Origin of the sequence: Sphingomonas aracearum, from assembly GCF_003345355.1 — a bacterium.
Lineage (GTDB): Bacteria > Pseudomonadota > Alphaproteobacteria > Sphingomonadales > Sphingomonadaceae > Sphingomonas > Sphingomonas aracearum.
On sequence record NZ_QQNB01000003.1, the window covers coordinates 1 to 25785 of the forward strand.

29 protein-coding genes are annotated in these 25785 nt (G+C 69.5%); 14 read left to right on the forward strand and 15 right to left on the reverse strand.

What is annotated here, in order from left to right:
- The first annotated feature begins 239 nt into the window (after positions 1 to 239).
- The 4 genes from DVW87_RS12865 (at position 240) to DVW87_RS12880 (ending at position 3912) form a co-directional block, all read left to right on the forward strand.
- Positions 240 to 1724, forward strand: a complete 1485-nt coding sequence (locus DVW87_RS12865; RefSeq protein ID WP_114688237.1) for a lipopolysaccharide biosynthesis protein — start codon at positions 240 to 242, stop codon at positions 1722 to 1724.
- A 32-nt stretch (positions 1725 to 1756) separates the two neighbouring features.
- Positions 1757 to 2065 carry a hypothetical protein gene (locus tag DVW87_RS12870; protein ID WP_114688238.1) on the forward strand — a complete coding sequence of 103 codons (309 nt, stop codon included), beginning with the start codon at positions 1757 to 1759 and terminating at the stop codon, positions 2063 to 2065.
- A 105-nt stretch (positions 2066 to 2170) separates the two neighbouring features.
- Positions 2171 to 3226 carry an NAD(P)-dependent alcohol dehydrogenase gene (locus DVW87_RS12875; RefSeq protein WP_114688239.1) on the forward strand — a complete coding sequence of 352 codons (1056 nt, stop codon included), beginning with the start codon at positions 2171 to 2173 and terminating at the stop codon, positions 3224 to 3226.
- 146 nt (positions 3227 to 3372) lie between these two features.
- Positions 3373 to 3912, forward strand: a complete 540-nt coding sequence (locus tag DVW87_RS12880; protein WP_114688240.1) for a DUF4142 domain-containing protein — start codon at positions 3373 to 3375, stop codon at positions 3910 to 3912.
- A 136-nt stretch (positions 3913 to 4048) separates the two neighbouring features.
- Here DVW87_RS12880 and DVW87_RS12885 read toward each other — a convergent pair whose 3' ends face one another.
- From DVW87_RS12885 to DVW87_RS12905, 5 genes are all read right to left on the reverse strand, one after another.
- Complete coding sequence (locus DVW87_RS12885; RefSeq protein ID WP_338056380.1) at positions 4049 to 4876, reverse strand: DUF4167 domain-containing protein; 828 nt, start codon at positions 4874 to 4876, stop codon at positions 4049 to 4051.
- 255 nt (positions 4877 to 5131) lie between these two features.
- Positions 5132 to 5974: a peptide chain release factor N(5)-glutamine methyltransferase gene (prmC, locus tag DVW87_RS12890; RefSeq protein WP_114688242.1), complete on the reverse strand. Its 843-nt coding sequence runs from the start codon at positions 5972 to 5974 to the stop codon at positions 5132 to 5134.
- Between the two features lie 54 nt (positions 5975 to 6028).
- Entirely contained in the window at positions 6029 to 7105 is a 1077-nt protein-coding gene (prfA, locus tag DVW87_RS12895) for a peptide chain release factor 1 (protein WP_114688243.1), read from the reverse strand.
- A complete protein-coding gene (gene hisS, locus DVW87_RS12900; RefSeq protein ID WP_114688244.1) occupies positions 7102 to 8406 on the reverse strand; it encodes a histidine--tRNA ligase in 1305 nt (434 codons plus the stop codon). The genes prfA and hisS overlap by 4 nt, the downstream gene beginning before the upstream one ends.
- 51 nt (positions 8407 to 8457) lie before the next feature.
- The gene (locus DVW87_RS12905) at positions 8458 to 10131 is read right to left on the reverse strand and encodes a mechanosensitive ion channel family protein (protein ID WP_220149827.1); all 1674 of its coding nucleotides are present in this window, start codon (positions 10129 to 10131) and stop codon (positions 8458 to 8460) included.
- A gap of 175 nt (positions 10132 to 10306) precedes the next feature.
- On the opposite strand from DVW87_RS12905, the gene DVW87_RS12910 reads away from it, so the two are divergent.
- Positions 10307 to 12238 carry a M61 family metallopeptidase gene (locus DVW87_RS12910; protein WP_114688245.1) on the forward strand — a complete coding sequence of 644 codons (1932 nt, stop codon included), beginning with the start codon at positions 10307 to 10309 and terminating at the stop codon, positions 12236 to 12238.
- 20 nt (positions 12239 to 12258) lie between these two features.
- Entirely contained in the window at positions 12259 to 12837 is a 579-nt protein-coding gene (gene ppa / locus DVW87_RS12915) for an inorganic diphosphatase (RefSeq protein WP_114688246.1), read from the forward strand.
- A 139-nt stretch (positions 12838 to 12976) separates the two neighbouring features.
- On the opposite strand, the gene DVW87_RS12920 is transcribed toward ppa, so the two are convergent.
- From DVW87_RS12920 to ispG, 6 genes are all read right to left on the reverse strand, one after another.
- The gene (locus DVW87_RS12920; RefSeq protein WP_239017905.1) at positions 12977 to 13312 is read right to left on the reverse strand and encodes a TfoX/Sxy family protein; all 336 of its coding nucleotides are present in this window, start codon (positions 13310 to 13312) and stop codon (positions 12977 to 12979) included.
- Positions 13313 to 13340: 28 nt separating this feature from the next.
- Entirely contained in the window at positions 13341 to 13661 is a 321-nt protein-coding gene (locus tag DVW87_RS12925; protein WP_114688247.1) for a DMT family transporter, read from the reverse strand.
- On the reverse strand, positions 13661 to 14146 hold the full coding sequence (locus tag DVW87_RS12930) for a GNAT family N-acetyltransferase (protein ID WP_239017906.1): 486 nt from the start codon (positions 14144 to 14146) through the stop codon (positions 13661 to 13663). The genes DVW87_RS12925 and DVW87_RS12930 overlap by 1 nt, the downstream gene beginning before the upstream one ends.
- The gene (locus tag DVW87_RS12935; RefSeq protein ID WP_114688249.1) at positions 14143 to 15030 is read right to left on the reverse strand and encodes a DMT family transporter; all 888 of its coding nucleotides are present in this window, start codon (positions 15028 to 15030) and stop codon (positions 14143 to 14145) included. The genes DVW87_RS12930 and DVW87_RS12935 overlap by 4 nt, the downstream gene beginning before the upstream one ends.
- Before the next feature lie 77 nt (positions 15031 to 15107).
- Positions 15108 to 15404 carry a hypothetical protein gene (locus tag DVW87_RS12940; RefSeq protein ID WP_114688250.1) on the reverse strand — a complete coding sequence of 99 codons (297 nt, stop codon included), beginning with the start codon at positions 15402 to 15404 and terminating at the stop codon, positions 15108 to 15110.
- A gap of 50 nt (positions 15405 to 15454) precedes the next feature.
- A complete protein-coding gene (gene ispG / locus DVW87_RS12945) occupies positions 15455 to 16579 on the reverse strand; it encodes a flavodoxin-dependent (E)-4-hydroxy-3-methylbut-2-enyl-diphosphate synthase (RefSeq protein WP_114688251.1) in 1125 nt (374 codons plus the stop codon).
- 100 nt (positions 16580 to 16679) lie between these two features.
- Here ispG and DVW87_RS12950 point away from each other — a divergent pair, with 100 nt between their 5' ends.
- A complete protein-coding gene (locus DVW87_RS12950) occupies positions 16680 to 17210 on the forward strand; it encodes a DUF1993 domain-containing protein (protein WP_338056381.1) in 531 nt (176 codons plus the stop codon).
- Between the two features lie 7 nt (positions 17211 to 17217).
- Here DVW87_RS12950 and DVW87_RS12955 read toward each other — a convergent pair whose 3' ends face one another.
- Positions 17218 to 17871, reverse strand: coding sequence for a hypothetical protein (locus tag DVW87_RS12955; RefSeq protein WP_114688252.1), 654 nt, complete (start codon positions 17869 to 17871; stop codon positions 17218 to 17220).
- A gap of 82 nt (positions 17872 to 17953) precedes the next feature.
- On the opposite strand from DVW87_RS12955, the gene DVW87_RS12960 reads away from it, so the two are divergent.
- Genes DVW87_RS12960 through DVW87_RS12975 form a run of 4 tightly spaced genes read left to right on the forward strand, consistent with a single transcriptional unit; the run spans position 17954 to position 21465 of the window.
- Entirely contained in the window at positions 17954 to 19108 is a 1155-nt protein-coding gene (locus DVW87_RS12960) for an acyltransferase family protein (protein ID WP_114688253.1), read from the forward strand.
- 10 nt (positions 19109 to 19118) lie between these two features.
- Complete coding sequence (locus tag DVW87_RS12965; protein ID WP_114688254.1) at positions 19119 to 19979, forward strand: S1/P1 nuclease; 861 nt, start codon at positions 19119 to 19121, stop codon at positions 19977 to 19979.
- 5 nt (positions 19980 to 19984) lie between these two features.
- A complete protein-coding gene (locus DVW87_RS12970) occupies positions 19985 to 20785 on the forward strand; it encodes an SDR family oxidoreductase (RefSeq protein ID WP_114688255.1) in 801 nt (266 codons plus the stop codon).
- Positions 20782 to 21465 (forward strand): DUF2490 domain-containing protein, encoded by a 684-nt coding sequence (locus tag DVW87_RS12975; RefSeq protein ID WP_114688256.1) that lies wholly within the window; start codon positions 20782 to 20784, stop codon positions 21463 to 21465. The genes DVW87_RS12970 and DVW87_RS12975 overlap by 4 nt, the downstream gene beginning before the upstream one ends.
- A gap of 12 nt (positions 21466 to 21477) precedes the next feature.
- Here DVW87_RS12975 and DVW87_RS12980 read toward each other — a convergent pair whose 3' ends face one another.
- Positions 21478 to 21771, reverse strand: coding sequence for a 4a-hydroxytetrahydrobiopterin dehydratase (locus DVW87_RS12980; RefSeq protein WP_114688257.1), 294 nt, complete (start codon positions 21769 to 21771; stop codon positions 21478 to 21480).
- Positions 21772 to 21803: 32 nt separating this feature from the next.
- Here DVW87_RS12980 and DVW87_RS12985 point away from each other — a divergent pair, with 32 nt between their 5' ends.
- The 3 genes from DVW87_RS12985 to DVW87_RS12995 are packed head-to-tail and all read left to right on the forward strand — an operon-like array spanning position 21804 to position 23409.
- Positions 21804 to 22205: a metallopeptidase family protein gene (locus DVW87_RS12985; protein WP_114688258.1), complete on the forward strand. Its 402-nt coding sequence runs from the start codon at positions 21804 to 21806 to the stop codon at positions 22203 to 22205.
- Positions 22202 to 22777: a heme ABC exporter ATP-binding protein CcmA gene (gene ccmA / locus DVW87_RS12990; protein WP_275402088.1), complete on the forward strand. Its 576-nt coding sequence runs from the start codon at positions 22202 to 22204 to the stop codon at positions 22775 to 22777. Before DVW87_RS12985 ends, ccmA begins: the two co-directional genes overlap by 4 nt.
- Positions 22777 to 23409, forward strand: coding sequence for a heme exporter protein CcmB (locus DVW87_RS12995; RefSeq protein WP_114688735.1), 633 nt, complete (start codon positions 22777 to 22779; stop codon positions 23407 to 23409). The genes ccmA and DVW87_RS12995 overlap by 1 nt, the downstream gene beginning before the upstream one ends.
- 117 nt (positions 23410 to 23526) lie before the next feature.
- Here DVW87_RS12995 and DVW87_RS13000 read toward each other — a convergent pair whose 3' ends face one another.
- Together DVW87_RS13000 and thrC are read right to left on the reverse strand one after the other, a co-directional pair.
- Complete coding sequence (locus tag DVW87_RS13000) at positions 23527 to 24396, reverse strand: class I SAM-dependent methyltransferase (RefSeq protein ID WP_114688259.1); 870 nt, start codon at positions 24394 to 24396, stop codon at positions 23527 to 23529.
- A gap of 1 nt (position 24397) precedes the next feature.
- Positions 24398 to 25783 (reverse strand): threonine synthase, encoded by a 1386-nt coding sequence (thrC, locus tag DVW87_RS13005; RefSeq protein WP_114688260.1) that lies wholly within the window; start codon positions 25781 to 25783, stop codon positions 24398 to 24400.
- Positions 25784 to 25785 lie beyond the last annotated feature (2 nt).

Genomic DNA, 25785 nt, shown 5'->3' on the forward strand with positions numbered 1-25785 from the left:
GAGCCGACAAAAACACCGGCACAGCTCCCTACCCCTTTTTCTCGGGGCGGTCAGCGCACCAGGCTTTCAGCAACCACCGCGACAGCTCCAACCGGGCCACCGCTGCGGTGACACCCATCTAGGGGAGAGGTTCCACGCCGGCAAGCACTTTTTGCAGTTTTATGTCGTTTTTATACGAAAGCGCGGATTTCTGCGGGTTTACGGCTTCCTAAGGGGCTGGGCTCTACCGCGGCCGGACCATGGAATCGGTTGCTCCTCCCACGAATCAGGCGCCGGAATCGGCAGAGTCGCTCGCCGGACGGATTCGCTCGGCGGTGATCTGGCGCTCCGGGAGCCAGATTCTTGCCCAGATCGTGCAATGGGCGGCGACGTTCCTGGTGATCCGCATCCTCGACCCGCACGATTACGGCCTGTTCGCGATGACCAGCGTCGTGCTGGTCTTCCTCAACATGCTGAACGGCTATGGCCTGGCGAGCGGCCTCGTCCAGCGGGAGCAGGTCGGCCGGCGCGAGATCCGCCAGCTGTTCGGCATGCTGCTCCTGCTGAACGGGGGGCTGGCGCTGGCACAGGTCGCCCTCGCGCCGCTGGCCGCTGCCTATTACCGGCAGGAGATCGTCGGCCAGATGCTGCGCGTGCAGGCGCTTTTCTATCTCACAACGCCGTTCATCGCGCTTCCCTATGCGCTGCTCAGCCGGGCGATGGACTTCCGCCTGCAGGCACGGGTGAACATCCTGGCGTCCATCTGCTCCGCGACGGCCGCCCTCGGCGGCGCGCTCGCAGGCTGGGGCGTGTGGACCCTGGTGTTCGCGCCATTCGTGCAGTTCGTGGTCCGCGCGGTCGGCATGACGATCGCCGCCCGTTCGCTTGTCTGGCCGAGCTTCAACTTCAAGGGTGCCGGCGACATTGCGCGCTTCGGCGGGATCATGGCGGCGGGCCAGTTCTTCTGGTTCGCGCAGAGCCAGGTGGATGTGTTCATCGCCGGGCGCCACCTTTCCGCGCACATGCTGGGCATCTACACCACCGGCCTGTTTCTGACGCAGATCTTCGTCTCGAAATTCGTGCCGCCGCTCAACGAAGTCGCGTTCAGCGCCTATGCGCGGCTCCAGCATGACAGCGCGGCGGTGGCTTCGGCCTTTGCGCGCTCGGTGCGGATCATCCTGCTGGTCGGACTGCCCTTCTATCTCGGCCTGGCCGCCACCGCCGAGCCGCTGGTGCTGACCGCGCTGGGCGAGAAATGGCGCGAGGCGGTGCCGGTGGTGCGGCTGCTGGCACTGGCCATGCCTTTCATGACCCTGCAGGTGCTGCTCGCCCCCGCGTGCGATGCGCGCGGACGGCCCGGCGTTGCCGTGCGCAACGGCGCGACGGGGTCGCTCGTGCTGGCCTGCGGCTTTCTCGTCGGCGTCCAATGGGGCGCGACGGGCATCGCGGCGGCCTGGATCGCCGCCTATCCGATCTATCTCGCGATCAGCCTGCGGCGATCCCTCCCGGTGATCGGGACGAGCTGGCGCGCGCTGTCCGAGGCGATCGCCCCGGCGCTGCTCGCCAGCCTCGCCATGGCGCTGGTGGTCGCGCTTGTCGATCGCGCGCTGCCGCCGCCGCCCCCGCTGCCCCGGCTGCTGCTGCTCGTCACCCTGGGAGCCGCCGTCTATGCGGGATGGCTGCTGCTGTTCGCGCGCACCGTTCTGGTCGAGACGATGCAGGTGATCCGCCGCCGTCCCGCTTGACCCCGTGCGCCGCCAGGCGGAGGACGGCGGTCATGAACGATCCCCGCCCGGCTCTCGACGATCCTGCCCGGGCCGCCTTCGCCTGGCGGCGCTATCGCCGCTTGCTCGGCTGGATGGCGGTCGCCTCGGTGATCGGCGCCGTGCTCGCCATCCAGGGCCTGCAGCATTTCTATGGACCGCTCGGATGGGTGGCGATCCTCGCCACGCTGGGCGGCGTGATCGGTTCGGTGATGATGGCCGGCGCGCTGATGGGCCTGGTGTTCCTGAGTTCCGGAACCGGCCACGACGCCGATGTGGACCGCCGCGACAATCCGCAACCAGGCCCCTGCCCCGCCGATTAACACCGCCCGCGTCATGGAAAAGCCGCCACGCGTCCCTATCTGCGCGGCGGGCGCCGGCCGTTCGGCTCTTCCGCGCGTCCTCAACACATCTGAAGGGAACTCCCCATGGTCACCAAAGCCTATGGCGCCACCGCGGCGGACAAGCCGCTGCAGCCGATGGACATCGAGCGCCGGGAAGCGGGCGCGCACGATGTCGTGATCGACATCGCCTATTGCGGCGTCTGCCATTCGGACCTCCACCAGGTCCGCGCCGAATGGGACGGCACGCTCTACCCCTGCGTTCCCGGTCACGAGATCGTCGGCCATGTCCGCGCGGTCGGCTCGGAGGTGACCCGGTTCGCGGTGGGCGACATGGTGGGCGTGGGCTGCATGGTGGACAGCTGCCAGTCCTGCCCGTCCTGCCGCGAGGGGCTGGAGCAATATTGCACCGGTACCGGCTTTGTCGGCACCTATAACGGGCCGACGCCGGACGCGCCCGGCCACACGCTCGGCGGCTATTCGCAGTCGATCGTGGTGGACGACAAGTTCGTGCTGAAGATCCGCCACCCGGAGGAGCAGCTCGCCGCCGTCGCGCCGCTGCTGTGCGCGGGCATCACCACCTATTCGCCGCTGAAGCACTGGGGCGCGGGGCCGGGCAAGAAGGTCGGCGTGGTCGGCATCGGCGGGCTCGGCCATATGGGCATCAAGATCGCCCATGCGCTCGGCGCGCACGTGGTCGCCTTCACCACCTCGGAAGCGAAGCGCGAGGACGCCAAGAAGCTCGGCGCCGACGACGTGCTCAACTCGCGCAATGCCGAGGAGCTGGAGGCCCATGCCGGCAGCTTCGACATGATCCTGAACACGGTCGCCGCCAGCCATGACCTCGACCAGTTCACCGGCCTGCTGAAGCGGGACGGCTCGCTGGTGCTGGTCGGCGTGCCGGAACATGCGCATCCGTCGCCCAGTGTCGGCACGCTGATCTTCGGCCGCCGCTCGATCGCCGGCTCGCTGATCGGCGGCATTGCCGAAACGCAGGAGATGCTGGACTTCTGCGCCGAGCACGAGGTGACGGCCGAGATCGAGATGATCCGCATGGACGAGATCGAGCAGGCGTATGACCGGATGCAGCGGTCGGACGTGAAGTACCGCTTCGTGATCGACAACGCCACGCTGGCGGCGTGATCGGCCGGGGCCGCCGGGCTACCGGCGGCTCCGCTCCGGCGAAACTTTCTCGCCGAACGCTGATCTGCATCAAGCAAGTACTTCGCCCCGAACGGAACTTCCTCTCCCAGCGCCGGTTCGCGACGGAGCATCAGAGGGAGAAGAACATGCTCAAGACACTCGCGATCGCGCTGGCGCTTTCCGGCGCCACCGCCACCGTTGCCCAGACCCCGCCGCCGCCCCCGCCCGCCGAAGCCAAGACGCAGGCCATGCCCTATGTCACCGCTGCGGGAATGAGCGACCTGTTCGAAATCAACTCCAGCCAGATCGCGCTGGAGAAGTCGCAGAATGCCGACGTCCGCAAGTTCGCGCAGATGCTGATCAACCACCACACCAAGACCACCGCTGCGACGGTGAAGGCCGCGACGAAGGCCGGCCTCACGCCGCCGCCGCCGGCGCTCGATGCGGGCGCGACCGCCTCCATCAACGAGTTGCAGACCGCCTCCGCGGCCGATTTCGACCGCATCTACCTGGCGCAGCAGGTGCCGGCGCACCAGGCCGCGCTTGATCTGCACCAGAGCTATGCCTCGGGCGGCGATCAGGCGCCCCTGCGCACCAGCGCGAAGGCCGCCGTGCCGATCGTCAAGCAGCACCTCGCCGCCGCGCAGAAGCTGCAGGCCAAGGGCGGCTCGGACCACCGGATGTAAGACCGGGAGCGGAGCACGACCCCGTGCTCCCTTCGACATCTGCGGGGCGCCGGCGGATGGCCGCCGCGCCCCGCAACAGAAAAGGGCCGGCTCCCCTTGCGGGAACCGGCCCTTTTTCATTGACGGCGACCAGCGATCACTCCGCGGCGGCGACATCCTCGCTGGCGGCACGGGTGCGGCGGCGGCGGGGCTTGATCTCCACCGGCTCGCCCTCGAGCCCTTGCGGCAGGCTGATCGACGGCGGCAGCAGCGCGGCGTCGAAGCCGGCGGTCTCCGCATCCGCTCCGCCCGGGGCATCGCCTTCGTTCCGCGGTTCCTCGCGGCGGGCACGGCGGCGGCGCGGCTTTTCGGCCAGCGGCGTCGCCTCGGCGGTCATCGGCTCGCCTTCGACGCCGGCTTCGCCCTGCGCCACCGGCGCCTGGTCGGCACCGGCCTCCACGCGCTCCTCGGCCCGGTCGTGCCGACGCGGCTGGCGCTCGGCACGCTGGCCGCGATCCTCACGCGGGCCACGCTCCTCACGGAAGCCGCGCTCCTCGCGCGGACGCTCCTGGCTGGCCTGCTCGCGGCTGGCCTGCTCGCGGTTGCCGCGATCCTCCGCGGCACGCTCCTCGCGCACCGGCGTCTCGTCACCGTCCTCGGCGAAATCGTCCTCGTCCAGCGTCGCGCCGCGGATCGGCTTTTGCGGCTGCTGGTTGGGATTGGCTTCCTCGAAGCGGGCGCGGCTCTCGCTCAGCACGCGGAAATAATGGTCCGCAAACTGCAGGTAATATTCGGTGTTGACGCGGTCGCCCTGCATCTGCGCGTCGCGCGCCAGCGTCTTGTACTTCTCGAGCAGCTGCGCGGCATTGCCGCGGGCGCGATTGTCGATGCGGTTGCCGTTGTCGGGGCGGCCCGGATTGCCCTGCGAGCGCTGCTGCTGCCCGCCACGGCCACGACGGCGGCCGCCAGACTGACGATTGTTCATCAAGTGTTCGTGTCCTTCAAACCCAACAGGTCATTGCTCCAGCACATTGGACGCAAGCTTCCCGGTGCGTTCCCGACCCATGTGGCGGAACGCGCCTGCCACGGTCGCCGGACAAACAGCGACTGCATGACGAAGGAGTGCGGGCGACGCCCGATTTCAACGCTCTGACAATGTCGAAATCGCGTGCCCCTGTCCGCCTGATAGCGACTGGCGGAGCATCTTCCAAGCGGAATATTGTGCGCCGGCGGAACGGTTTCAAGTCGCGATCAGCGCGCGTGGATGGCCCGCCAGATCGTGCCGGACGTTCACCTCCAGCCCTGCCTGCCGCAGCAAGGCCGAAACCGCCGCCTCCTGCGAGGCGCCGATCTCCAGCACCGCCGCGCCGCCGGGCGCCAGCAATCGCGGCAGATCGGGCACGATGCGGCGATAGTCGTCCAGCCCGTCCGCCCCGGCGAACAGGGCGCCCGCCGGTTCCCAGCCGCGCACTTCGGGCGGCAGCGGCTCGCCTGTTCCGATATAGGGCGGGTTGGCGAGCACGAGGTCGAACCGCTCGTCGATGCCCGCCGCCCAGTCGCCGATGCGGAACACCGCCCGCGTTGCCGATCCGAGCCGCACGGCATTGCCCTGCGCCATCGCCAGCGCCTCCGTCGAGCGGTCGACCCCCAGGCCGCTGGCCGCCGGCCACTGGTCCAGCGCGGCGAGCAGCAAGGTGCCGGGACCGGTGCCGAGATCGAGGATGCGCGCCGGCATGCGAGCGCCGAAATGGTCCACTGCCGCCTCGATCAGCGTTTCGCTGTCCGCCCGCGGCACCAGCGCGCCAGGCCCCACCGCCAGGTCGATCGTCCAGAACGCCCGGCTGCCGGTGATATAGGCGACCGGCTCCTGGTCGGCGCGGCGCTCCACCAGCGCGGCGAACGCATGGGGAGCGGGATCGTCCAGGTGCCGCAGCAGGAGCCGTTCGCGCGAAACGCCCAGCGCATGCGCCATGAGCAGCTCGGCATCGAGGCGGGGAGTGGCGGAGAAGGTGAAGCGGCCGGCCGCTGCACCCAACGCCTCACGCACCCGCCGCGGCTGAGCCGCGTCGTCGGTCCAGCTCATGGAGCTCGCCGGCCGTGCCTGGCCGAGTCCTGCTGCGGCACGCAGCAGGCCGGCCTACGCGGCATCCAACGTCGCCAGCCGCTCCGCCTCGTCCTCGGCGATCAAGGCGCCGATCAGCTCGTCCATCTCGCCCTGGAGGATTTCGGGCAGGCGGTGCAGCGTCAGGTTGATGCGGTGGTCGGTCACGCGGCCCTGCGGGAAATTATAGGTGCGGATGCGCTCGGACCGGTCCCCCGAGCCGACCATCGACCGCCGCGCACCCGCCCGCTCCTGGTGCAGCCGCTCGCGCTCGGCCTCGTACAGGCGGGTGCGCAGCACCTTGAGCGCCTTGGCCTTGTTCTTGTGCTGCGATTTCTCGTCCTGCTGGATCACGACGAGCCCGGTCGGAAGGTGGGTGATGCGCACCGCAGAGTCGGTGGTGTTCACCGACTGCCCGCCGGGGCCGGACGAGCGATAGACGTCGATGCGCAGGTCCTTGTCGGCGATCTGCACGTCCACCTCCTCCGCCTCGGGCAGCACCGCGACGGTCGCGGCGGAGGTGTGGATGCGGCCCTGCGTCTCGGTGGCAGGAACGCGCTGCACGCGGTGCACGCCGGACTCGAACTTCAGCCGCGCGAACACGCCCGCGCCGTTGACGCTCGCGACCACTTCCTTGAACCCGCCCGCGTCGGAAGAGGAAGCGGAGATCAGCTCCACCCGCCAGCCCTGGTTTTCGGCATAGCGCTGGTACATGCGGAACAGGTCGCCCGCGAACAGCGCCGCCTCGTCGCCGCCGGTGCCGGCGCGGATTTCCAGCATCGCCGCGCGCTCGTCCGCCGCGTCCTTGGGCAGCAAGGCGATGGCAAGCGAGCGTTCCGCCTCGGGCAGGGTGTCGCGGATCGACGCGATCTCCTCGCGCGCCATGGCCGCGATCTCGAGGTCGCCCTCGCCTTCCATGCCGGCGAGCACCTCGAGCTCCGCGCGCAACCGCCGCACCTCGCCCGCGGCCCTGGCGACCGGTTCCAGTTCGGCATATTCCTTGGAGACCGCGACAAAGCGGTCCGACGGCAGGTCGCCCGTCGCCATCAGCGCCGACAATTCATCCCGCCGCGCCTCGATCTGCGCGATGCGTTCCGCGGAGATCGAGGTCAAAGTCGCGACTCTAACGAGATGACCCGATCACCGAACGGCTCGTCAGTCGCGAAAGCGTTCTCAAGGGCGTTCTTCAAACGACTGCGGACTGGCGGTGCGGAATCCGCTATATCAGTGAGGCGTATCGCGCCAACCGTCACACCCGTGTTGTCCGCAGCCACGGTCAGAACACGTCCGACACCCCGTCGCTTCGCTCGCTCGAACTGCTTCTTCTGACTGCCTGAAAATGCTGCGTCAGCAGAAATGCCTCCTGTGCGAACCAGCTTGAGGATTTCCAGCGTGAGTTCGCGCGAGTGCTCGCCGTCAGCGATGACCGTTAACTCCGGACCTTCCGCCGCGGGCTCCTCGATCAGCATCGCCAGCCGCTCGACGCCCGCCGCCCAGCCGACGCCCGGCGTCGCGGGGCCACCCAGGCTCTCGATCAGCCCGTCATAGCGGCCGCCGGCCAGCACCGTCCCCTGCGCGCCCAGCCGGTCGGTAACGAACTCGAAGGCGGTGTGGCGGTAGTAATCCAGCCCGCGCACCAGCCGCTCGTTGCGCGTCCACGCAACGCGGGCGGCGTCCAGCCCCTTGGTCACCGCCTCGAAGAACGCGCCCGCCTCCGCCGACATGTGCGCGTCGATCCCCGGCGCGGCATCGGCGATCGGGCGGTCGCGCGGGTCTTTCGAGTCCAGGATGCGCATCGGGTTCTTGGCCAGCCGCGTCAGGCTCTCCTCGGAAAGCTCGCCGCGATGCGCCTCGAAATGCGCCACCAGCGCGTCGCGCCACGCATCGCGCGTCGCCGCGTCGCCCAGCGTGTTGAGCTGCAACGTCACGCCCTCGGCGATGCCCAGTTCGTGCAGCAACTGGTCGGCAAAGGTGAGCAGTTCCACGTCCGCCGCCGGCTCGGCCGCGCCCAACACCTCGGCGTCGATCTGGTGGAACTGGCGATACCGCCCCTTTTGCGGCCGCTCGTAGCGGAACACCGCGCCCGAGGCGGTGAGCTTGAGCGGCGCATATTGCTGCCAGCCCTCGGTCAGGAACGCGCGCGCGATGCCGGCCGTGAATTCCGGCCGCAGCGTCAGCGAGTCGCCCCCGCGATCCGGAAAGGTGTACATCTCCTTGGAGACGACGTCGGTGGTCTCGCCGATGGAGCGCGCGAACACGTCGGTGCTCTCGAACATCGGCACTTCCACCCGTCCGAAGCAATAGAGCTTGCGCACCCGCTCGAACGTGTCGAGCACATGGGCGAAGCGGCGTTGCTCGTCGCCGAAAATGTCCTGCGTGCCGCGCACGCGGCGGGGTGTTTCGATCCGGGCCATGAGACGCGTGTCCTTAGGCGAGCCACGAGGGGCAGACAACGGGGCAGACGATCAGCCCTGTTCGCCCGGCTTGTCCTCCGGCGCAGGCGGCTTGATCGCCAGCGGGATCTCGCCCGAGAACATCAAGGTGCGCGTCGGAAAGGCGATGCCGATCTCCGCCGCTTCCAGCTGCTCGAAGATCGCGAACAGCAGCTCTTCGCGGATCACCACGCTTTCGTCGAAATTCGGCGTGTCGATATAGGAGAACACCTCGATATCGAGCGAGTTCTCACCGAACTTGGCGAGCCGGGCGCGCCCACCCTCCGCGATCTTCGGATGGTCGCGCAGGATACCGGCGACGATGTCCACCGCCTGGCGCAGCTTGGCGCCGGTCAGGCTGTACTCGACCCCGATCGTCGGATTGAACAGAAAGCGGTCGCGGGTGGCGAAATTCTCGATCTGCCGCGCCGAGAAATCGCCGTTGGGGATGGTCACCACCGTGCGCTCGTTGGTGCGGATGCGGGTGGAACGGATGCCGACATCCTCCACCGTGCCGACCACGTCGCCCACCTTCACGAAGTCGCCGACCTGCGCCGGCCGGTCGGCGATCACCGTCACGCTGCCGACCAGGTTCTCCACCGTCTTCTGCGCGCCCAGCGCCAGCGCGATGCCGCCGATGCCCAGCGCCGCGATGCCCGTCGTCACGTCGATGCCGAACGTGTCGAGCACGCCGACCACGGAGAAGGCGATCAGCAGCAGCTTGGCCGTGCGGCGCAGCAGCATGACCACGGAGATCACCTGCCGCCGCTCGCTTCGCCGCATGCGCGCGATCGCCAGGTCGGAGATCGCATCCACCAGCCGGAGCGCGAACCAGACGAACGCCACGACCGCGATCACGCCGGTGTAGCGCAGTGCCGCCTGCCGCGCGACGATCGACACCGGCAGCCGCCCTGCCCAGGCGTAGAAGATCAGCACCGCCAAGAGCAGGCTGACCGGCGGCAGCGCGGCATGGAGGAACCGGTACACGCCGTTGGTGCCGTGGTCGGCGACCAGCCGGCGCGTGAGGAGCAGCGCCAGCGCGGCGAACGCCCACAGCCCGCCGAAACTCACCAGCGCCAGCCCCAGCAGGATCGCCCAGTCCTTCAGCCCGGCACCCGCGATGGTCGCCTCGTCCGCGGCGGGAGCGGCCTCCCTTGCCGCCACCGCGACATTCTTCGCCAGGAGCTGGCGCGCGGTTTCGGGCGCCACGCGCCAGATCGGCACCTCGTCCGCCCCCGTGCCCCGCGACAGCAGCACCGGCTGATCTGTCGTGCCGATTGGAATGGTGCCCACTTCCTCGCGATCCGGCGCGAGATCGTCGTTCAGGTTGCCGGTCGCCTCGCTGGACAGCGCGCCGAACGGCCGCAAGGTGCCGTTCTTGTCGAGCAGCGCCTGAAGCCGGCGGGCGAGTTCCGGACCCTGGCTCGCCGGCGTCCGCGCGGGCAGCTCGAAATAATTGCCCGCGCGCTCGTAATCCTGCTCGGCGAGCGCACGCAGCAGCGCGGTTACCGCCGTGCGCGGGGTTTCGCGGCCGAACGGGTCGGTCGGCGCCGCCGGGGCTGCGGTGTTGGCGATCTGCGCCTGGGCGAGCGACGGCGCGGCAAGGGCGAGCAGCGAAGCCAGCAGCAGGGCCAGCGCGCGGACGAGAAAGACGGGCAAGACGTAAACCTCCTGCGGTCGGCGCACGATGTCGGGCGGGACGGCCACGACATGCTGCAACGCATCAATTCGTTTCCCAGGTACACGCCCCGTCCTTCTGAGGAAACGCCCGGTCGCCGCCGCTGCCGGGAGCGTGCGGCAACAACCGGCTGGACGCGCGCGCTTTCTGGCGCTTTAACCCCCTTCTTCGCTTGCGTTTCCTCCTGAAAGGCCCTCCGCACCGATGATCCGCCTTGCCGCCGTGGCGCTGCTCGCGTCCGTTGCCCTTCCCGCGTCCCTGCTGGCGCAATCCCAGAACCCGGCGCCGCAGAATTCCCGGCCGCAGCCCGTCCCCTTCGTGGACACCGTGCCGGCGGCGCGCGACGTGCCCTATCCCGGCACCATCGGGCTGGAGATCGACGCCACCAACATCCGCCAGGGCATCTTCGTCGCGAAGGAGACGATCCCGGTGGCGGAGGCCGGGCACACGGTGCTGCTCTACCCGAAATGGCTGCCGGGCAAGCACGCGCCCCGCGGCGAGCTGGAAAAGCTGGTCGACCTGGTGGTCCGCGGCAACGGCAAGGTGATCCCCTGGGTGCGCGACACGGTGGACACCTTCGCCTTCCACCTCGACGTGCCCGCCGGCGTGAAGACGCTGGACGTCAGCCTGAAGTTCGCCTCCGCCACCCAGCCCAACCAGGGCCGCGTGGTGATGACGCCCAACATGCTGAGCCTGCAGTTCAACTCGATGAGCCTGTATCCGGCCGGCTATTTCACCCGCCAGATCCCGATCAAGGCGACCGTGACCTATCCGGCGGGCTGGACCGCGGCTACCGCGCTGCGCGGCAAGGTGTCCGGCTCCACCTATTCCTACGACGTCACCGACTATGACACGCTGGTCGATTCGCCCGTGCTCGCCGGCCGCTACGGCAAGACCTGGGCGCTGTCCCCCCGCGTCAACCTGAACATCTATGCCGACAAGCCGGAGGAGCTGAACGCCAGGCCGGAGCAGATCGACGCCTACAAGCGCGCGGTCGCCCAGTCGGTGAAGAATTTCGGCGCTGAACATTACGACCATTACGACTTCCTGCAGGCGATCACCGAGGAGCTCGGCGGCATCGGCCTGGAGCATCACCGCTCCACCGAAATCTCCAGCCCGCTCGGCTTCTTCGCGGAATGGGATTCCAAGGCGTCGTCGCGCAACGTCGTGACGCACGAATACGCCCATAGCTGGGACGGCAAGTTCCGCCGCGGCGCGGACCTGTGGACGCCCGACTTCCGCGTGCCCATGCGCGACTCGCTGCTGTGGGTGTACGAGGGCCAGACGCAGTTCTGGGGCTACGTCCTCGCCGCGCGCGGCGGGCTCGTTTCCAAGCAGGACACGCTGGACGAGCTGGCGATCATCGCCGCCAGCCTCGACACCGCGCCCGGGCGGCAGTGGCGCCCGCTGATCGACACCACCAACGATCCGATCATCTCCGCCCGCGGCGCCAAGGGCTGGGTCTCCAACCAGCGCTCGGAGGATTATTACAACGAAGGCCTGCTGGTGTGGATGGAGGTCGATTCGCTCCTGCGGCAGCTGTCGGGCGGGAAGAAGTCGATCGACGACTTCGCCAAGGCGTTTTTCGGCCTCACCGATGGCGATTGGGGCGAGGTGACCTACACGTTCGACGACGTGGTCTCCACGCTGAACGGTATTCAATCCTATGATTGGGCCACCCTGCTGAGAAGCCGCCTCTACGACACCGAAACCGGCGCGCCGCTGGGCGGGTTCGAGCGCAACGGCTATCGCCTCACCTATACCGACCAGCCGAGCAGCGCGGTGAAGGCCGCCGAGAAGGCACGCAAAAACAGCGACTTCACCTATTCGCTGGGCATGCAGGCCGGTGCCGACGGCACCTTGTCGTCGGTGGTGTGGAACGGCCTTGCCTACAAGCAGGGGCTCACGATCGGCGACCAGATCGTCGCGGTGAACGGCCGCGCCTTCTCGGGCGACGTGCTGAAGGGGGCAGTGGCCGAGGCCAAGACCGGCAAGCCGCCGCTGCAGCTGCTGGTCAAGTCCGGGACGGAGGTCCGCACCGTCGCCCTCGACTATCACGGGGGGCTCCGCTACCCGCATTTCGAGAAGATCGGCACCGGGGAGGGCGGGCTCGATCGTCTGCTGACCGCCAAGTAACCGAACAACAGGGGCCATCCATGCGCATTGATCTGATCCCCGTCGGCAAGTCTCCGCCCGACGACCTCAACGTCATCATCGAGGTGCCGACCGGCGGCGAGCCGGTGAAGTACGAGTTCGACAAGGCTTCCGGCGCGCTGTTCGTCGACCGCATCCTGCACACGCCGATGCGCTATCCGGCGAATTACGGCTTCGTGCCGCACACGCTGTCGCCCGACGGCGACCCGCTGGACGCGCTGGTGATCGCGCGCTCGCCGTTCATCCCGGGCTGCGTGGTGCGCGCACGGCCGATCGCGGTGCTGAACCTGGAAGACGAAGCCGGCGGCGACGAGAAGCTGGTCTGCGTGCCGGTGGACCAGGTGTTCCCGTATTACTCCAATGTCGGTGGGCGCGAGGACGTGCCGGAGATCGTGTTCGAGCAGATCGAGCACTTCTTCACCCACTACAAGGACCTGGAGAAGAAGAAGTGGGTGCGCGTCGGCACCTGGGGCGACCGCGACGAGGCGCGCCGCATCACCCTGGAAGCGATCGACCGCTACAACGAGGCCAAGTCGCGCGGCGAGGAGCCGCTCGACCATGACGTACCCGGCCGCGCATAAGCGCCGCTGAACGGCCCGGCTGCCTTCCCGGACCTGCGCGTCCGTGCCGTGCAGCCGGGCCTGTTCCGGAAGCTCTTGCTACACGGCGAGGTGGTGGACGCCGCCCGCTCTGCGCCGAGCTGACCGCCATCGACGTGACTCAGGACAAACGCGCGGCTCGCTTCTTCTTCGCCGGTGCCCGCCGCCCCGCTTCCAGCGCCAGTTCGGCCCAGCGGCGGAACTCCTCCTCGTCGTCGAACACCGCATCGGGCGCCCGGCGATAGTTCATCGTCGCCGGCGTGCCGTCGCGGTCATAGGTGAAGCGGTCGCAGCCTGCCTCGTCCCATGTCGCATCGCTCTGCGCATCCGACTTGAACCACAAGCCGCCGTCGCCGGCCTGGATCGCGAACACCACGCCGTCGCAATAGAGCGTCGCGCCGCCCATCATCGCGCGGAGCTGATCGTCCCGACCGGCGCCATCGCCTCGGCCACCCATTCCAGCAATGCCCGGTCGATCGCCATCGTCAGTGGCCGCTCGTCAGCTTCAGGCCCGCGATGCACGCCACCGCGCCCAGGATCAGCAGCAGCCGCGGCAGGCTGGCGGGCTCGCCGAACCAGACGATGCCGGCGATCACCGTGCCCAGCGCGCCGATTCCACCCCACACGGCATAGGCCGTGCCCATCGGGATCGACCGCGAGGCGACTTCCAGCAACCCCATGGACGCCGTGACCGAGGCAAGGAAGCCGAGCGTCCAGGGCACGTTCCGGAAGTTGTCGACATGCCGCAGGCAGGTGGTGAACCCCACCTCGAAGAACCCGCCCAATACGAGCAGCAGCCAGGCCATCAGCCCTGCCCCGCCAGCCGGGCCAGCGCATCGCCGGACACGCGGTGGACCGTCCACTCGCTCATCGGCTCGGCGCCCATCGCACGGTAAAAGGCGATCGCCTTCTCGTTCCAGTCGAGCACCGACCATTCGAAGCGCGTACAGCCTCGCTCCACCGCCAGCGCGGCCAGATGCCGCAACAGCGCCTTGCCCACGCCCCCGCCGCGCGCCTCCGGCGTGACGTACAGATCCTCCAGATACAGGCCGCGCCAGCCGGTCCAGGTCGAGAAGTTGTGGAAGAACAGCGCCATGCCGACGGCCACACCGTTCAGCTCCGCGATCACCGCCTCGGCTTGTGGGCGTCCGCCCTCGAACATCGCCTCGTGCAGCAGCGCCTCGGTGGCGACCACCTTGTCCGCCTCGCGCTCGAACTCGGCCAGTTCGCGCACGAAATGCAGGATGGTCGGCACGTCCGCCGGCTCGGCGGATCGCAGGGAAAGGGTCACGCGGCAGCCTCCGTTTGCGGCGCAGGGGCGGCCGGACCGCGCACCGCGACCAGGCACCCCAGGATGATGAGGGCGGCACCCGCCACCGTCCAGCCCGAAACGCTCTCGCCGAACACCAGCCAGCCGAGCGCCGCCGACCAGACAAAGGCGGTATATTCCACCGGCGCCAGCGCCTGCGCCTCGGCGCGGGCATAGGCCCAGGCGATCACCACCGCCGAAACCGAGCCGAGAACGGCCGCGCCGATCACCTCGGGCAAGAGCGACACCGCGGGAAAACTGCCGAACCAGGGCGCGGCCAGCAGCATCAGGCCGCTGAGAACCACGCTGGTGAACAGCGCCACTTCCAGCGGATCGGCCGCCTGCGCCTGTTGCCGCAGCAGGATCAGGCTGCCGGCATAAAGGATGGAGGCGGCGACCACCGCCAGGCTGCCGAGCACGGTGTCGGTCGAGGCCTGCGCCTGCACCTCGCCCGCGGCGATCGCCAGCACGCCCAGGCTTGCCACCAGCGAGCCGAGGATGGCGCCGCGCCCCACCCGCTCGCCAAGCAGCGCCGCCGCTAGGAACAGCGCGATCAGCGGCGCCAGGAACGTCAGGGCCACCCCTTGCGCCATCGGCACGCGTGCCAGGCCCCAGAAGAACAGCAGCACCGATCCGCCCGCCACCGTGCCGCGCGCCAGGTGCAGCTTCAACGCCGCGGCCGTGGGCCAGGGCTTGCGCCGGGCCAGGAACAACGGCGCCATCAAAGCGACCCCCGCCACCGATCGCCACAGCACCGCGCTGTACGCACCGTGCGCGATCGACAGCCCCTTCATGATCGCGTCCATGCCGCCATAGGTGGCGATGCCCAGCGTGGCGGCCAGCAACGGAGCGGCGGCGCGGTTCATCGCCGCCTCCTTTGTGTTGCCCAGATGGTCATGCGCCCTGCTAGCCACCCGCCGTCGCAAACGGAAGGGTGGCAAGGTCAGCTGGCGATATCGATCCAGCTCAGGATCACCAGCCAGGCCTCGTCGTCGCCGAGAACCGGATCGCCCACCACGCTGAACTGCCGCCGTTGCAGGAGCCGCTTGACCGCGCTTTCCACAAAGGGGTGCATCTCGTTCAGCCGCGCCGCCTGGATCTCGCGCGGCCAGTGATCGAGGATGTCGGCCGAGAACAGCACGATCAGGCGCTGCGCCCCGATCGCCCCGCGCAGCAGCAGCGTTTCCTGGAGCGACCCCCGGATCTCTGCGTCGAGCACCACCTTGTTCACGTCCAGCACGGCAGGCCTCCTTGCACTTCGTTGTGAATGCCCCGCCCGGACGACGGCGGTTATTCCGCCGCGACCGCCACGGCGGCGTCGCGCGCGTCGATTTCGGCGGCCTTGGCCTCCACCAGGCGCACGATATGATCGATCATGCCCTCGTCCTGCACATGGTGGTCGGTGACGCCCGACAGATAGACCATGTGCTTGCCGTTGCCGCCGCCGGTGATGCCGATATCGGTTTCGCGCGCTTCGCCCGGGCCGTTGACCACGCAGCCGAGCACCGACAGGCTCATCGGCGTGCGGATATGCTGGAGGCGCTCCTCCAGCGTCTGCACCGTGCGGATCACGTCGAAACCCTGCCGCGCGCAGGACGGGCAGGACACCACCCGCACGCCGCGGTTGCGGATGCCCAGCGCCTTCAGGATCTCGAAGCCGACGCGGATCTCCTCCTCGGGCTCGGCCGAGAGGGATACGCGGATCGTGTCGCCGATCCCGAACCACAACAGCGAGCCGATGCCGATCGAGCTCTTCACCGTGCCGCCGATCAGCCCGCCCGCCTCGGTGATGCCGAGGTGCAGCGGGCAGTCCACCGCCTCGGCCAGCTGCTGGTACGCCGCCACCGCCAGGAACACGTCCGACGCCTTCACCGCTACCTTGTATTCGTGAAAGTCGCGGTCCTGCAGCAGCTTGATATGGTCCAGCGCCGACTCGACCAGCGCCTCCGGGCAGGGCTCGCCATACTTCTCCAGCAGGTCGCGCTCCAGGCTGCCGGCGTTCACGCCGATGCGGATGGAGCAGCCGTTCGCCTTGGCGGCGTTCACCACCTCGTTCACGCGGTCGGCCGAACCGATATTGCCGGGGTTGATGCGCAGGCACGCGGCGCCCGCATCCGCCGCCTCCAGCGCGCGCTTGTAGTGGAAATGGATGTCGGCAACGATCGGCACGCGGCTCGCGCGCACGATCTGCTTGAGCGCCGCCGAGCTTTCCACATCCGGTACCGACACGCGGATGATGTCCGCGCCCGCTTCCTCGCAGCGGCGGATCTGGTCCACCGTCGCGCGCACGTCGCTGGTCGGCGTGTTGGTCATGGTCTGCACGGTGACGGGCGCGTCGCCGCCGACGGGCACGTTGCCGACCATGATCTGGCGGCTCTGGCGGCGGTGGATGTCGCGCCACGGACGGATGGACATGCGGATTCCTTGATAACGGCTCGCGCTCCCTATAGCGCGCGATGGACCGGAACGGAACGCCGGGGCATGATGCGCGCAAAACAGCCCGAGGATGCCTGCCATGACCGTTCTGACGCTCTCGCTCTACGATGCCGTTGTCCCCTCCAACCTCCAGATCCTGCGCGCGGTGGACCGGCTGCTCGACAAGGCGGAGCAGCATTGCCGCGAAAAGGGCATAACGGCCGCCGACCTGATCGACCGCCGGCTGGCGCCCGACATGCTGCCGTTCGGCTATCAGGTGAAGTCCTGCGCGGCGCATTCGATCGGCGGCATCGAGGGCGTGCGCGCCGGGCTCTACTCGCCGGACCTGTCGCCCTGGCCGACCGATTTCGAGGGGCTGCATGCGATCCTCGCCGCCACCGTCGCCGAGCTGGAGGGTATCGACAAGGACACGTTCGACCAGCTGGCGGAAAGCGACACCGCCTTCTCGTTCGGCGAAACGCACATGCCGTTCACCGGCGCCAACTTCCTGCTCTCCTTCTCTCAGCCCAACTTCTACTTCCACGCCACCACCGCCTACGCGATCCTGCGCGCGGAAGGCGTGCCGCTGGGCAAGCGCGACTTCATGGGCATCCCCCGCTTCAAGCGGTGAGCCGGCGCTAGCGCGTCGCCGATCCGGTGCGGTCGGCGATGTGCCGGCGGATGGTGGCGAAGCTGTCGTGCAGGCGGCTGCGGCGACGGGTGGCATATTCGCCGGTCACCCCCGCCAGCTCCTCCAGCCCCGCCACCATCTCTTCCGTGCAGCGCTCGCGGGCGGCGGGGTCCGCCGCGCACAGCGATTCGGCGCTGGCGACGAGATCGGGCGCATGGCGGGTGAGCAGCATTGCCGCTTCGTGCAGGTCGAGGTCGAGCGGCTGGGCCTCCGCATCGCGCAGCAGCGCCGCCCCGGCGAGTTCCGCCGCCTCCAGGCGCCTGGCATGCCGCGGGGCAAGCTGCCGCGCCCGGCGCCAGGTGGGCGCAAGCGGCGACGGCGGCGCCGTGGGCCGGTTCTCGACGATCACCTGCGCGGGCCGCTCCCTTTTCGCGCGCACCCGACGGTTGCCGCGTCGCTTGCGGGTGACGAGCAGCGTCACGAGCGCCGCCACCAAGGCGACGGGCACCGGATCCGCCGTGCCGGTCGCCACCGCGACCAGCGCCGCCAGCCCGCCCACCAGCAGCGGCAGCAGCAGGAGGCCGACCAGCGCCGCCGCCATCACCATCAGCAGCACGACCAGCACCAGAGCGAAGATCGCGAACCCGAAGATCACAGCCATGGTCCCAACATAGGCCCGTGCGCGGGCCGTGCCAGGGCCCATCGGGTTGCCGGCTCGCGCACGTGCGCCTACTTGGCGGGCGGTGAGGCGGCATTACGGCATGGACTGGCTGAGGATCGGGGCCTTTGGCCTGCTGATCCTCTACCATATCGGCATGGTCTTCGTGCCCTGGCCGTTCCACGTGAAGACCGCCCAGCCGTTCGACGCCGCCAAGGTGCCGATGGTGCTCACCAATGCCTGGCGGCTGACCCTGCTGTTCGTGGTGTCCGGCTATGCCAGCCGCGCGCTGTTCGCCCGGTCGAAGAGCCTTTCCGCCTTTCTGCGCAACCGCAACCTGCGCCTCTTGCTGCCGCTCGCCTTCGGCGTGACGGTGATCGTGCCGCCGCAAAGCTGGGTGCAGCTCGTCACCCAGGCGGGCTATCCTCATGGCTTCGGCTATTTCTGGCTCCACGACTTCTTCCGCTTCGGAAAGGTCCATGGCCTGGCGCTGCCCGCCTGGAACCATCTGTGGTTCGTCGGCTATCTCTGGCTCTACACGCTGGCGCTCGGCCTTCTCCTGCTCCTGCCGCAGCGCGAGCGGTTGCAGCGCGCGTTCGATGTCGCGTTCGGCGGCTGGCGCGCGGTGATCCTGCCGATCGCGTGGCTGCTGCTCACCCAGGTGGAGCTGTTCACCCGCTGGGGCGACACGCAGGACGTGATCGGCGACGGCATCGCCCATCTCGCTTATTTCCCCGCCTTCCTGTTCGGCTTCGGCATGGCCGCCTCCTTCCCCGTGATGCGCGCGATCGGCCATTACTGGCGGCCCTGCGCGGTGGTCGCGGCCTTGTGCATCGCCTTTGCCATGGCGGTGGAGATCGGCTGGCCGGGCAACGCCCTGCCCCCGCCGCCCTTGAGCGACCTCTACCAGGGTCTGCGCTATGTGGAGACATGGGCCGCGATCGTCGCGCTGATCGGTCTGGCCGAGCGCTACTGGAACCACGACCTGCCGATCCGCGCCACGCTGACGGAAGCGATCTTCCCCTTCTACCTCGTCCACCAGACGATCATCGTGGTGACCGAATATGCGCTGCGGCCCTTGTCGCTCGGCCCGGCGGCGGAGTTCGCGGTGCTGGTGGTCGCCACCGTGCTCGGCTGCCTCGCCTTCTACTATGGCGGGCGGGGGATCGGCTGGCTGCGGCCGCTGATCGGCCTGCGCGCCGCCAAGAGGGTTGTTGAGGCGCGCCCCGCAACGGGGTAACGCGCCGGCCATGCTGCGCCGCCTCTGCACCGCCCTCGCCCTGCTCGCCGCCACCCTGGCGAGCCCCGCTTCCGCTTATTGGGAATATGGCCACGAAACCGTCGCGGAGATCGCGATGCGCAACGTCCAGCCGAAGACGCGCGCGGCGGTGATGCGGCTGCTGGCCCGAGGCAAGGTGCTCGGCACGCCCGAATGCTCGGTGGCGACGATCGAGGGGGCCAGCACCTGGGCCGATTGCATCAAGCCGCTGAAGGACGCCGCCGGGCAGCCGCGCTACGGCTATGCCTATACCTGGCACTTCCAGGATGCGGACGTGTGCAAGCCGTTCGACCTCCAGCCCTCGTGCAAGGACGGCAACTGCGTATCCGCGCAGATCGAGCGCGACGTGAAGCTGCTGCGGAACCCGCGCACCCCGCTCAAGGCGCGGGTGGAGGCGCTGGCGTTCCTCATCCACTTCGTCGGCGACCTGCACCAGCCGCTCCATGCCGGCGATCGTGAGGATCAGGGTGGCAACAAGGCGCTCGCTTCCTACGGCGCCTACAGCGCGCCGCGGCTGAACCTCCATTCGATCTGGGACGGCTATCTCGCCGAGCGCGCGGGCACCACGCCGCCCTCGCTGATCCGCCGCTACACGCCGGGCGAGCGCCGCCGGCTCGCCGCGGGCACCGTGATGGATTGGAGCCGCGAGAGCTGGCAGGTCGCGCATGATGCGGTCTACGCCACCGCCACGCATGGCGACGCCTGCGCGCCGATGCCCGCGCGCGCCGAACTGAGCCAGGCGGACATCGCCCGGCTGGTCCCGGTTGCCCGGCTGGAGCTGCAGCGCGGCGGCCTGCGACTCGCCAAGCTGCTCGATCGCATCTACGCTTGAGCCCGATGGCTCAGCAGACGGCACCCAAACGAATTTTCATCACCGGCGGCGGCTCCGGTATCGGCGCCGCCACCGCCCGCCTGTTCGCCGGGCGCGGCTGGACCGTCGGCCTGGCCGACGTCAACGAAGCGGGGCTGGCCGAGGTGCGCGCTTCGTTGTCGGGTGAGGGCCACGCCACCTACCGCATGGACGTGCGCGACCGGGACGCGTGGCGCAGCGCGCTGGACGATTTCACCGCCGCATCTGGCGGGGCGCTGGACGTGCTGTTCAACAATGCCGGCATCGGCACCGGCGGCCCGCTGGCAAGCGCCGACTTCGCCGCGCTGGATCGCACGGTGGAGATCAACTTCACCGGCGTGCTGAACGGCGCCCGCATCGGCCATGCCTATCTCGCCAGGGCGGCGCCGGGATCGTGCCTGCTCAACACTTCCTCGGCGAGCGGCATCTACGGCTCGTCGGGCCTGGCGACCTATTCCGCCACCAAGTTCGCGGTGCGCGGCCTGTCGGAGGCGCTGGACGGCGAATGGTCGGCAGACGGCATCCGCGTGCGCTGCCTGCTGCCCTCCTTTATCGAGACGCCACTGTTGTCCGGCGCGGTGGGCGGCTCCAACCGCACCATCCGCGAGACGGTGACCGGCGCGGGCCTGGAGCTGACCCCGGTCGGCGTGGTCGCCGAAGCGGCGTGGACGGCGGTGCAGGGCGAGCGCCTGCACACCTATGTCGGAAAGACCGCGCAGCGCCTCGCCTTTGCCGCGCGGTGGATGCCCGGCTCCCTGCGCAAGCGGATGAAACGGAGCCTGCGATGATGCGCTTCGGGCTCACCCTGATCGCGGCCACCGCCGTCCTCCTCCTTGCCCCCGTCGCCCATGCCGAGGACGATCGCCAGGCCTGGGCCGCGGTTACCGCCAGCGGCGCCGTGAAGGGCGACCTGTTCGTCTGGCTGGAAGCGCAGGCGCGGATCACCGACGATGTCGGCGGCGGCACGCAGCTGCTGGTCCGCCCGGCGATCGGCGCGCGGATCGGCCGCGATGCGCATGCGGTCTTCGGCTACGCCCATGTCCGCACCGATCCGGAAACCGGCGCCGCCACCAGCGAGAATCGCCTGTGGCAGCAGGTGCAGTTCGTGCCGCTGCGCCATGCCGGTGGCGCGCCGCTGCTCGTCAGCCGCACCCGGCTGGAACAGCGCCGGCTCGTCGGGCGCGACGACACCGGCTGGCGCCTGCGCCAGTTCGTGCGCGCGCAAGCGCCGATCGCCGGCAGCAAGGTTCTGGCGGTCGCCTATACCGAAGGCTTCGTGAACCTGGCGGAGACTTCATGGGGTTCGCGCAAGGGCGTGGACCAGTGGCGCAACTTCGTCGGCGTCGGCCTGCCGATCACTCCCAGGATGCGGCTGGAGCCGGGCTATCTCAACCAGCGCGTGTTCCGTCGCGGCGACGACCGCACCAACCATATCCTGAACGCCGCCCTGTTCATCACCCTGCCCTGAAGCGCAAACCGTTCAGTCCACCAGCGCGTCCATCGCGCCGGCCATGTCCACGTCGCGGTGCGACAGCCCGCCCGCCTCATGCGTGGTGAGCAGCACGTCCACCCGGTTCCACACGTTGGACCATTCGGGATGATGGTCCATCTTCTCGGCGAGCAGCGCCACGCGCGTCATGAAGCCGAAGGCCGCGCTGAAATCGGCAAAGGTGAAGGTGCGCGTGATCGCATCGCGCGCTTCGTCGAAATCCCATTCGTCCAGCGCGTCCAGCGCCTCGGCGCGCTCTTCCTCGTTCAGCGGTTCGATTGACACGGCCCTCTCCCTTCGGCTGTGTGGCTTATACGATGGCGCAGTCCGATCAATCCTGGCACGCGCCCGATGCGGCGACGATCGAGGCGATGGCGCGCGAAGCGCTGGCCGGACTGCCCGCGCCGTTCGGCGCGCATCTCGGCGCTGTCGTGCTGCTGGTGGAGGAGTTCGCGGACGAGGACACGCTCGACGCCCTGGGCATCGAGGATCCGTTCGAACTCACCGGCCTCTACCATGGCCGCCCCGTGGGCGAGAAATCGTCCTTCGATTCCGGCGCGCCGCCCGACCGGATCCATCTCTATCGCCGCGCCATCCTGGACGAGTGGGTGGACACCGGCGTGGACCTGCGCGCGCTGGTCCACCACATCGTGGTGCACGAGGTCGGCCATCATTTCGGCCTGTCCGATGACGACATGCACCGGCTGGAAGGCGAGTGACCGCGCTGGCCTTGAGCGACGTGGCGGGCGCGCGGGGCGGGGAAATGCTGTTCGCCGGCGTGTCGCTCGCGCTTGGCCCGGGCGAGGCGGCGCTGGTGACCGGCCCGAACGGGGCAGGCAAGTCGACGCTCGTGCGCATCTGCGCCGGGCTGCTGGCCCCTGCCATGGGGACGGTGCGCAGCGAGGGACGGATCGCGCTGCTCGCCGAGGCGCATGCGCTCGATCCCGAGCTGCCGCTCGCGCGCGCGCTCGACTTCTGGAGCGCGCTCGACGGAGGCGGTCCGCAGGCGGTGGCCAGCGCGCTTGCCGCGGTGGAGCTCGCCCCGGTGGCGCAGCTGCCGGTCCGCCTCCTGTCGACCGGCCAGCGGCGCCGCGCCGCCTTTGCGCGGGTGATCGCCAGCGATGCGCCCATCTGGCTGCTGGACGAGCCCGCCAACGGGCTGGACGCGGCGGCCATCGCCCGGCTGGAACACCTGCTCGCCGTGCATCGTGCGGCCGGCGGCATCGTGCTCGCCGCGACCCATCTCCCGATCGCACTGCCCGGCGCGGTGCCTGTCGAGGTGGGGCGGTGATCGCCGCGCTGCTGCTGCGCGATGTGCGTCGTGCCTGGACCGGGGGCGGCGCGGTGTGGCCGGTGGCCTTCTTCCTGCTCGCCTGCGTGCTGTTCCCGTTTGCGGTCGGGCCGGATGCCGCGCTGCTCTCGCGGGTGGGCGGCGGGGTGGTGTGGACCGCGGCGCTGCTCGCCGCCCTGTTGCCGATCGAGCGGCTGCTCGCCCCCGACCGCGACGCCGGGGTGCTCGACCAGCTGGCGGTGCGCGGCGCATCGATGAGCGCGGTGGCGGCGATCAAGATCGCGGCACATTGGTGCGCCTTTGCGCCCCCGCTGATGGCCGCGGCGCTCCTCGCGGCGGGCCTGCTCGGCGTGTCCGGCGAGACGCTGCTGCGGGTGGAGATCGGGTTGGCGATCGGCACGCCGGGCCTCGCTGCGCTGGCGGTGGCGACCGCCGCGCTGGTCGCCGGGCTGCGCGGGGCAGGTGCTCTAGCCGGGCTGCTGATGCTGCCGCTGGCGGTGCCGCTGCTGATCTTCGGCGCCGGCAGCCTGGACGGCGGCAGCGGCGCGTTGAAGCTGCTGGCGGCGATCAGCCTGCTGCTGTGCGCCGGCGCGCCGTTCGTCGCCGGCGCGGCGCTCAGGATGGCGGATTAGCGAACATCTCTCCCTGCGGGGAGCAGGGAGTGTCCCGCAGATCGCAGGGCGACGCCCGCAGGATGGTGTTTGGAGGAAGCAAGGCCGTGCGCCGCACACCCGAGGGCGGCTGCCGCGTCAGCGCCGCCAGCGCGCCCAGATCGCGGTGGGCAGCAGCAACCCGCGCGATTCCTCGCGCACCGCCAGTTCGCCCGCCTCGATCGTGCCGCCCAGCCCCGCCAGTTCCTGGCGCAGCAGCTCGCCGATCGCCAGCGCCGACATGCGCACGGCATAGACGGTGAGGAACAGGAACCGCGAGTCGCCATCCAGCAACTGGCGGCAATCGCGGATCAGCGGCGGCAGGCCGTCCTCCAGCGTCCAGCGCTCGCCATTCGGCCCGCGGCCGAACTTCGGCGGATCGAGCAGGATCCCGTCGTAGCGGCGGCCGCGCCGCGCCTCGCGCGCGGCGAACTTGCCGGCATCCTCCACCAGCCAGCGGATCGGCCGGTCCGCCAACCCGGAGAAAGCCGCGTTCGCCTTGGCCGCCTCCACCGACTTCTTGGAGGCATCCACATGCACCATGCGCACACCTTGGCTCGCCATTGCCGACGTGCCGACGCCGGTATAGCCGAACAGGTTGAGGCATTCGGGCGCCTCCATGCCTGCCACCTGTTCGCGCATCCAGCGCCACACCGGCGCCATGTCCGGGAAAAAGCCGAGATGGCGGAACGGCGTGCATTGCGCGGTGAAGCGCACGTCGTCCCAGTTGAGCGGCCAGCCTTCGCGCGGCACCGGCTGGCGGAACACCCAGCGCCCGCCGCCTTCCTCGTCCGACGCGGGCACGAACTCGCCGTCCGCCTGCCACTCGTCCTGCGCCGGCGCCCACAGGGCCTGACCCTCCGGCCGGATGAAGCGGAACCGGCCATAGCGTTCCAGCTTGCGGCCATTGCCCGAATCGACCAGCCCGTAATCCGCCCAGGGCTCGCCGGCGAGCGTCTGCAGCTGCATGTCAGGACCGCGCGTCGATATAGGCGGTCACCGCCTCGAACGTCGCCGGCACGCGGTCGTAGCGCTCCTCGCGGTCGAACAGGTCGCCGACCCGCGACGGCAGCGCCGGGCGGCGGCCGGTCGCGCGCTCCACCGCATCGCGGAACTTGGCCGGGTGGGCGGTGGCCAGCGTCACCACCGGGGTGCGGCCGAGATCGGCGCGCCGCGCGGCGGCCAGGGCAACCGCAGTATGCGGGTCGATCGTCTCGCCGCTCGCCTCGCACGCCCAGCGCATCGCCAGCGTCATGTCGTCCACGTCCACCGCATCGGCGACCAGCAGCCCGGCGGCGCCTTCACGCTGCGCGTTGGTCAGGCGCATCGCCCGGCTCGCCTCGAATCCGGCCATCTGCGCGGCCAGCGCCTTGCCGTCGCGCCCGCCGGCGTCGAACAGCAGCCGTTCGAAATTGCTCGACACCTGGATGTCCATCGACGGCGTCGGCGTGGGGATCACCTCGCGGCTGGAATAGTCGCCGCTGGTCAGCGCGCGCGCGAGGATGTCGTTCACGTTGGTGGCGACGATCAGCTTGGCGATCGGCAGGCCCATCTGCGCCGCGACATAGCCCGCGAACACATCGCCGAAATTGCCCGTCGGCACCGAAAACGCGACCGGGCGGCCCGGTCCGCCAAGGCGCACGGCGGCGTAGAAATAATAGACCACCTGCGCCATCAGCCGCGCCCAGTTGATCGAGTTCACCGCCGACAGCCGGTGCTGCGCGGCGAAGGGGCGATCGTTGAACATCGCCTTCACCAGCGCCTGCGCATCGTCGAAGCTGCCGGAGATCGCGAGGTTGTGGACGTTGGGGCTCAGCACCGTCGTCATCTGCCGGCGCTGCACGTCGGACACGCGGCCATCGGGATGCAGCATGAAGATGCGGATGTTCTCGCGCCCCGCCACCGCGTCGATCGCCGCGGAGCCGGTGTCGCCGGAAGTCGCCCCGACGATCGTCAGCGCACGATCGGTGCCGGTCAGGAACCGCTCGAACAGCAGGCCGAGCAGTTGCAGCGCCACGTCCTTGAAGGCGAGCGTGGGGCCATGGAACAGCTCCAGCAGCCACTGGTCATGGTCGATCTGCGTCAGCGGGGTCACCGCGGCGTGCGAGAAGCGGCCATAGGCCTGCTCGCACAAGGCGCGCAGCTCCTCGCGGGACAGGCAACCTTCCACGAAGGGCGCCATCACCGCCGCCGCGGTATCGGCGTAGGACAGCCCCGCCATCGCCGCGATCTCGTCCGCCTCGAAGCGCGGCCAGCTTTCCGGCACATAGAGGCCGCCGTCGACGGCCAGGCCGGCAAGGGTTGCCCCTTCGAAGTCGAGTACGGGCGCGGAGCCGCGGGTGGAGATGTAGCGCATGG

Coding starts and splice junctions, on each gene's coding strand:
- DVW87_RS12865 (WP_114688237.1), top strand. CDS start 240: ATGGAATCGGTTGCTCCTCCCACGAATCAGGCGCCGGAATCGGCAGAG.
- DVW87_RS12870 (WP_114688238.1), top strand. CDS start 1,757: ATGAACGATCCCCGCCCGGCTCTCGACGATCCTGCCCGGGCCGCCTTC.
- DVW87_RS12875 (WP_114688239.1), top strand. CDS start 2,171: ATGGTCACCAAAGCCTATGGCGCCACCGCGGCGGACAAGCCGCTGCAG.
- DVW87_RS12880 (WP_114688240.1), top strand. CDS start 3,373: ATGCTCAAGACACTCGCGATCGCGCTGGCGCTTTCCGGCGCCACCGCC.
- DVW87_RS12885 (WP_338056380.1), bottom strand. CDS start 4,876: ATGAACAATCGTCAGTCTGGCGGCCGCCGTCGTGGCCGTGGCGGGCAG.
- prmC (WP_114688242.1), bottom strand. CDS start 5,974: ATGAGCTGGACCGACGACGCGGCTCAGCCGCGGCGGGTGCGTGAGGCG.
- hisS (WP_114688244.1), bottom strand. CDS start 8,406: ATGGCCCGGATCGAAACACCCCGCCGCGTGCGCGGCACGCAGGACATT.
- DVW87_RS12910 (WP_114688245.1), top strand. CDS start 10,307: ATGATCCGCCTTGCCGCCGTGGCGCTGCTCGCGTCCGTTGCCCTTCCC.
- ppa (WP_114688246.1), top strand. CDS start 12,259: ATGCGCATTGATCTGATCCCCGTCGGCAAGTCTCCGCCCGACGACCTC.
- DVW87_RS12920 (WP_239017905.1), bottom strand. CDS start 13,312: ATGGGTGGCCGAGGCGATGGCGCCGGTCGGGACGATCAGCTCCGCGCG.
- DVW87_RS12925 (WP_114688247.1), bottom strand. CDS start 13,661: ATGGCCTGGCTGCTGCTCGTATTGGGCGGGTTCTTCGAGGTGGGGTTC.
- DVW87_RS12935 (WP_114688249.1), bottom strand. CDS start 15,030: ATGAACCGCGCCGCCGCTCCGTTGCTGGCCGCCACGCTGGGCATCGCC.
- ispG (WP_114688251.1), bottom strand. CDS start 16,579: ATGTCCATCCGTCCGTGGCGCGACATCCACCGCCGCCAGAGCCGCCAG.
- DVW87_RS12950 (WP_338056381.1), top strand. CDS start 16,680: ATGACCGTTCTGACGCTCTCGCTCTACGATGCCGTTGTCCCCTCCAAC.
- DVW87_RS12955 (WP_114688252.1), bottom strand. CDS start 17,871: ATGGCTGTGATCTTCGGGTTCGCGATCTTCGCTCTGGTGCTGGTCGTG.
- DVW87_RS12965 (WP_114688254.1), top strand. CDS start 19,119: ATGCTGCGCCGCCTCTGCACCGCCCTCGCCCTGCTCGCCGCCACCCTG.
- DVW87_RS12970 (WP_114688255.1), top strand. CDS start 19,985: ATGGCTCAGCAGACGGCACCCAAACGAATTTTCATCACCGGCGGCGGC.
- DVW87_RS12975 (WP_114688256.1), top strand. CDS start 20,782: ATGATGCGCTTCGGGCTCACCCTGATCGCGGCCACCGCCGTCCTCCTC.
- DVW87_RS12985 (WP_114688258.1), top strand. CDS start 21,804: ATGGCGCAGTCCGATCAATCCTGGCACGCGCCCGATGCGGCGACGATC.
- DVW87_RS13000 (WP_114688259.1), bottom strand. CDS start 24,396: ATGCAGCTGCAGACGCTCGCCGGCGAGCCCTGGGCGGATTACGGGCTG.
- thrC (WP_114688260.1), bottom strand. CDS start 25,783: ATGCGCTACATCTCCACCCGCGGCTCCGCGCCCGTACTCGACTTCGAA.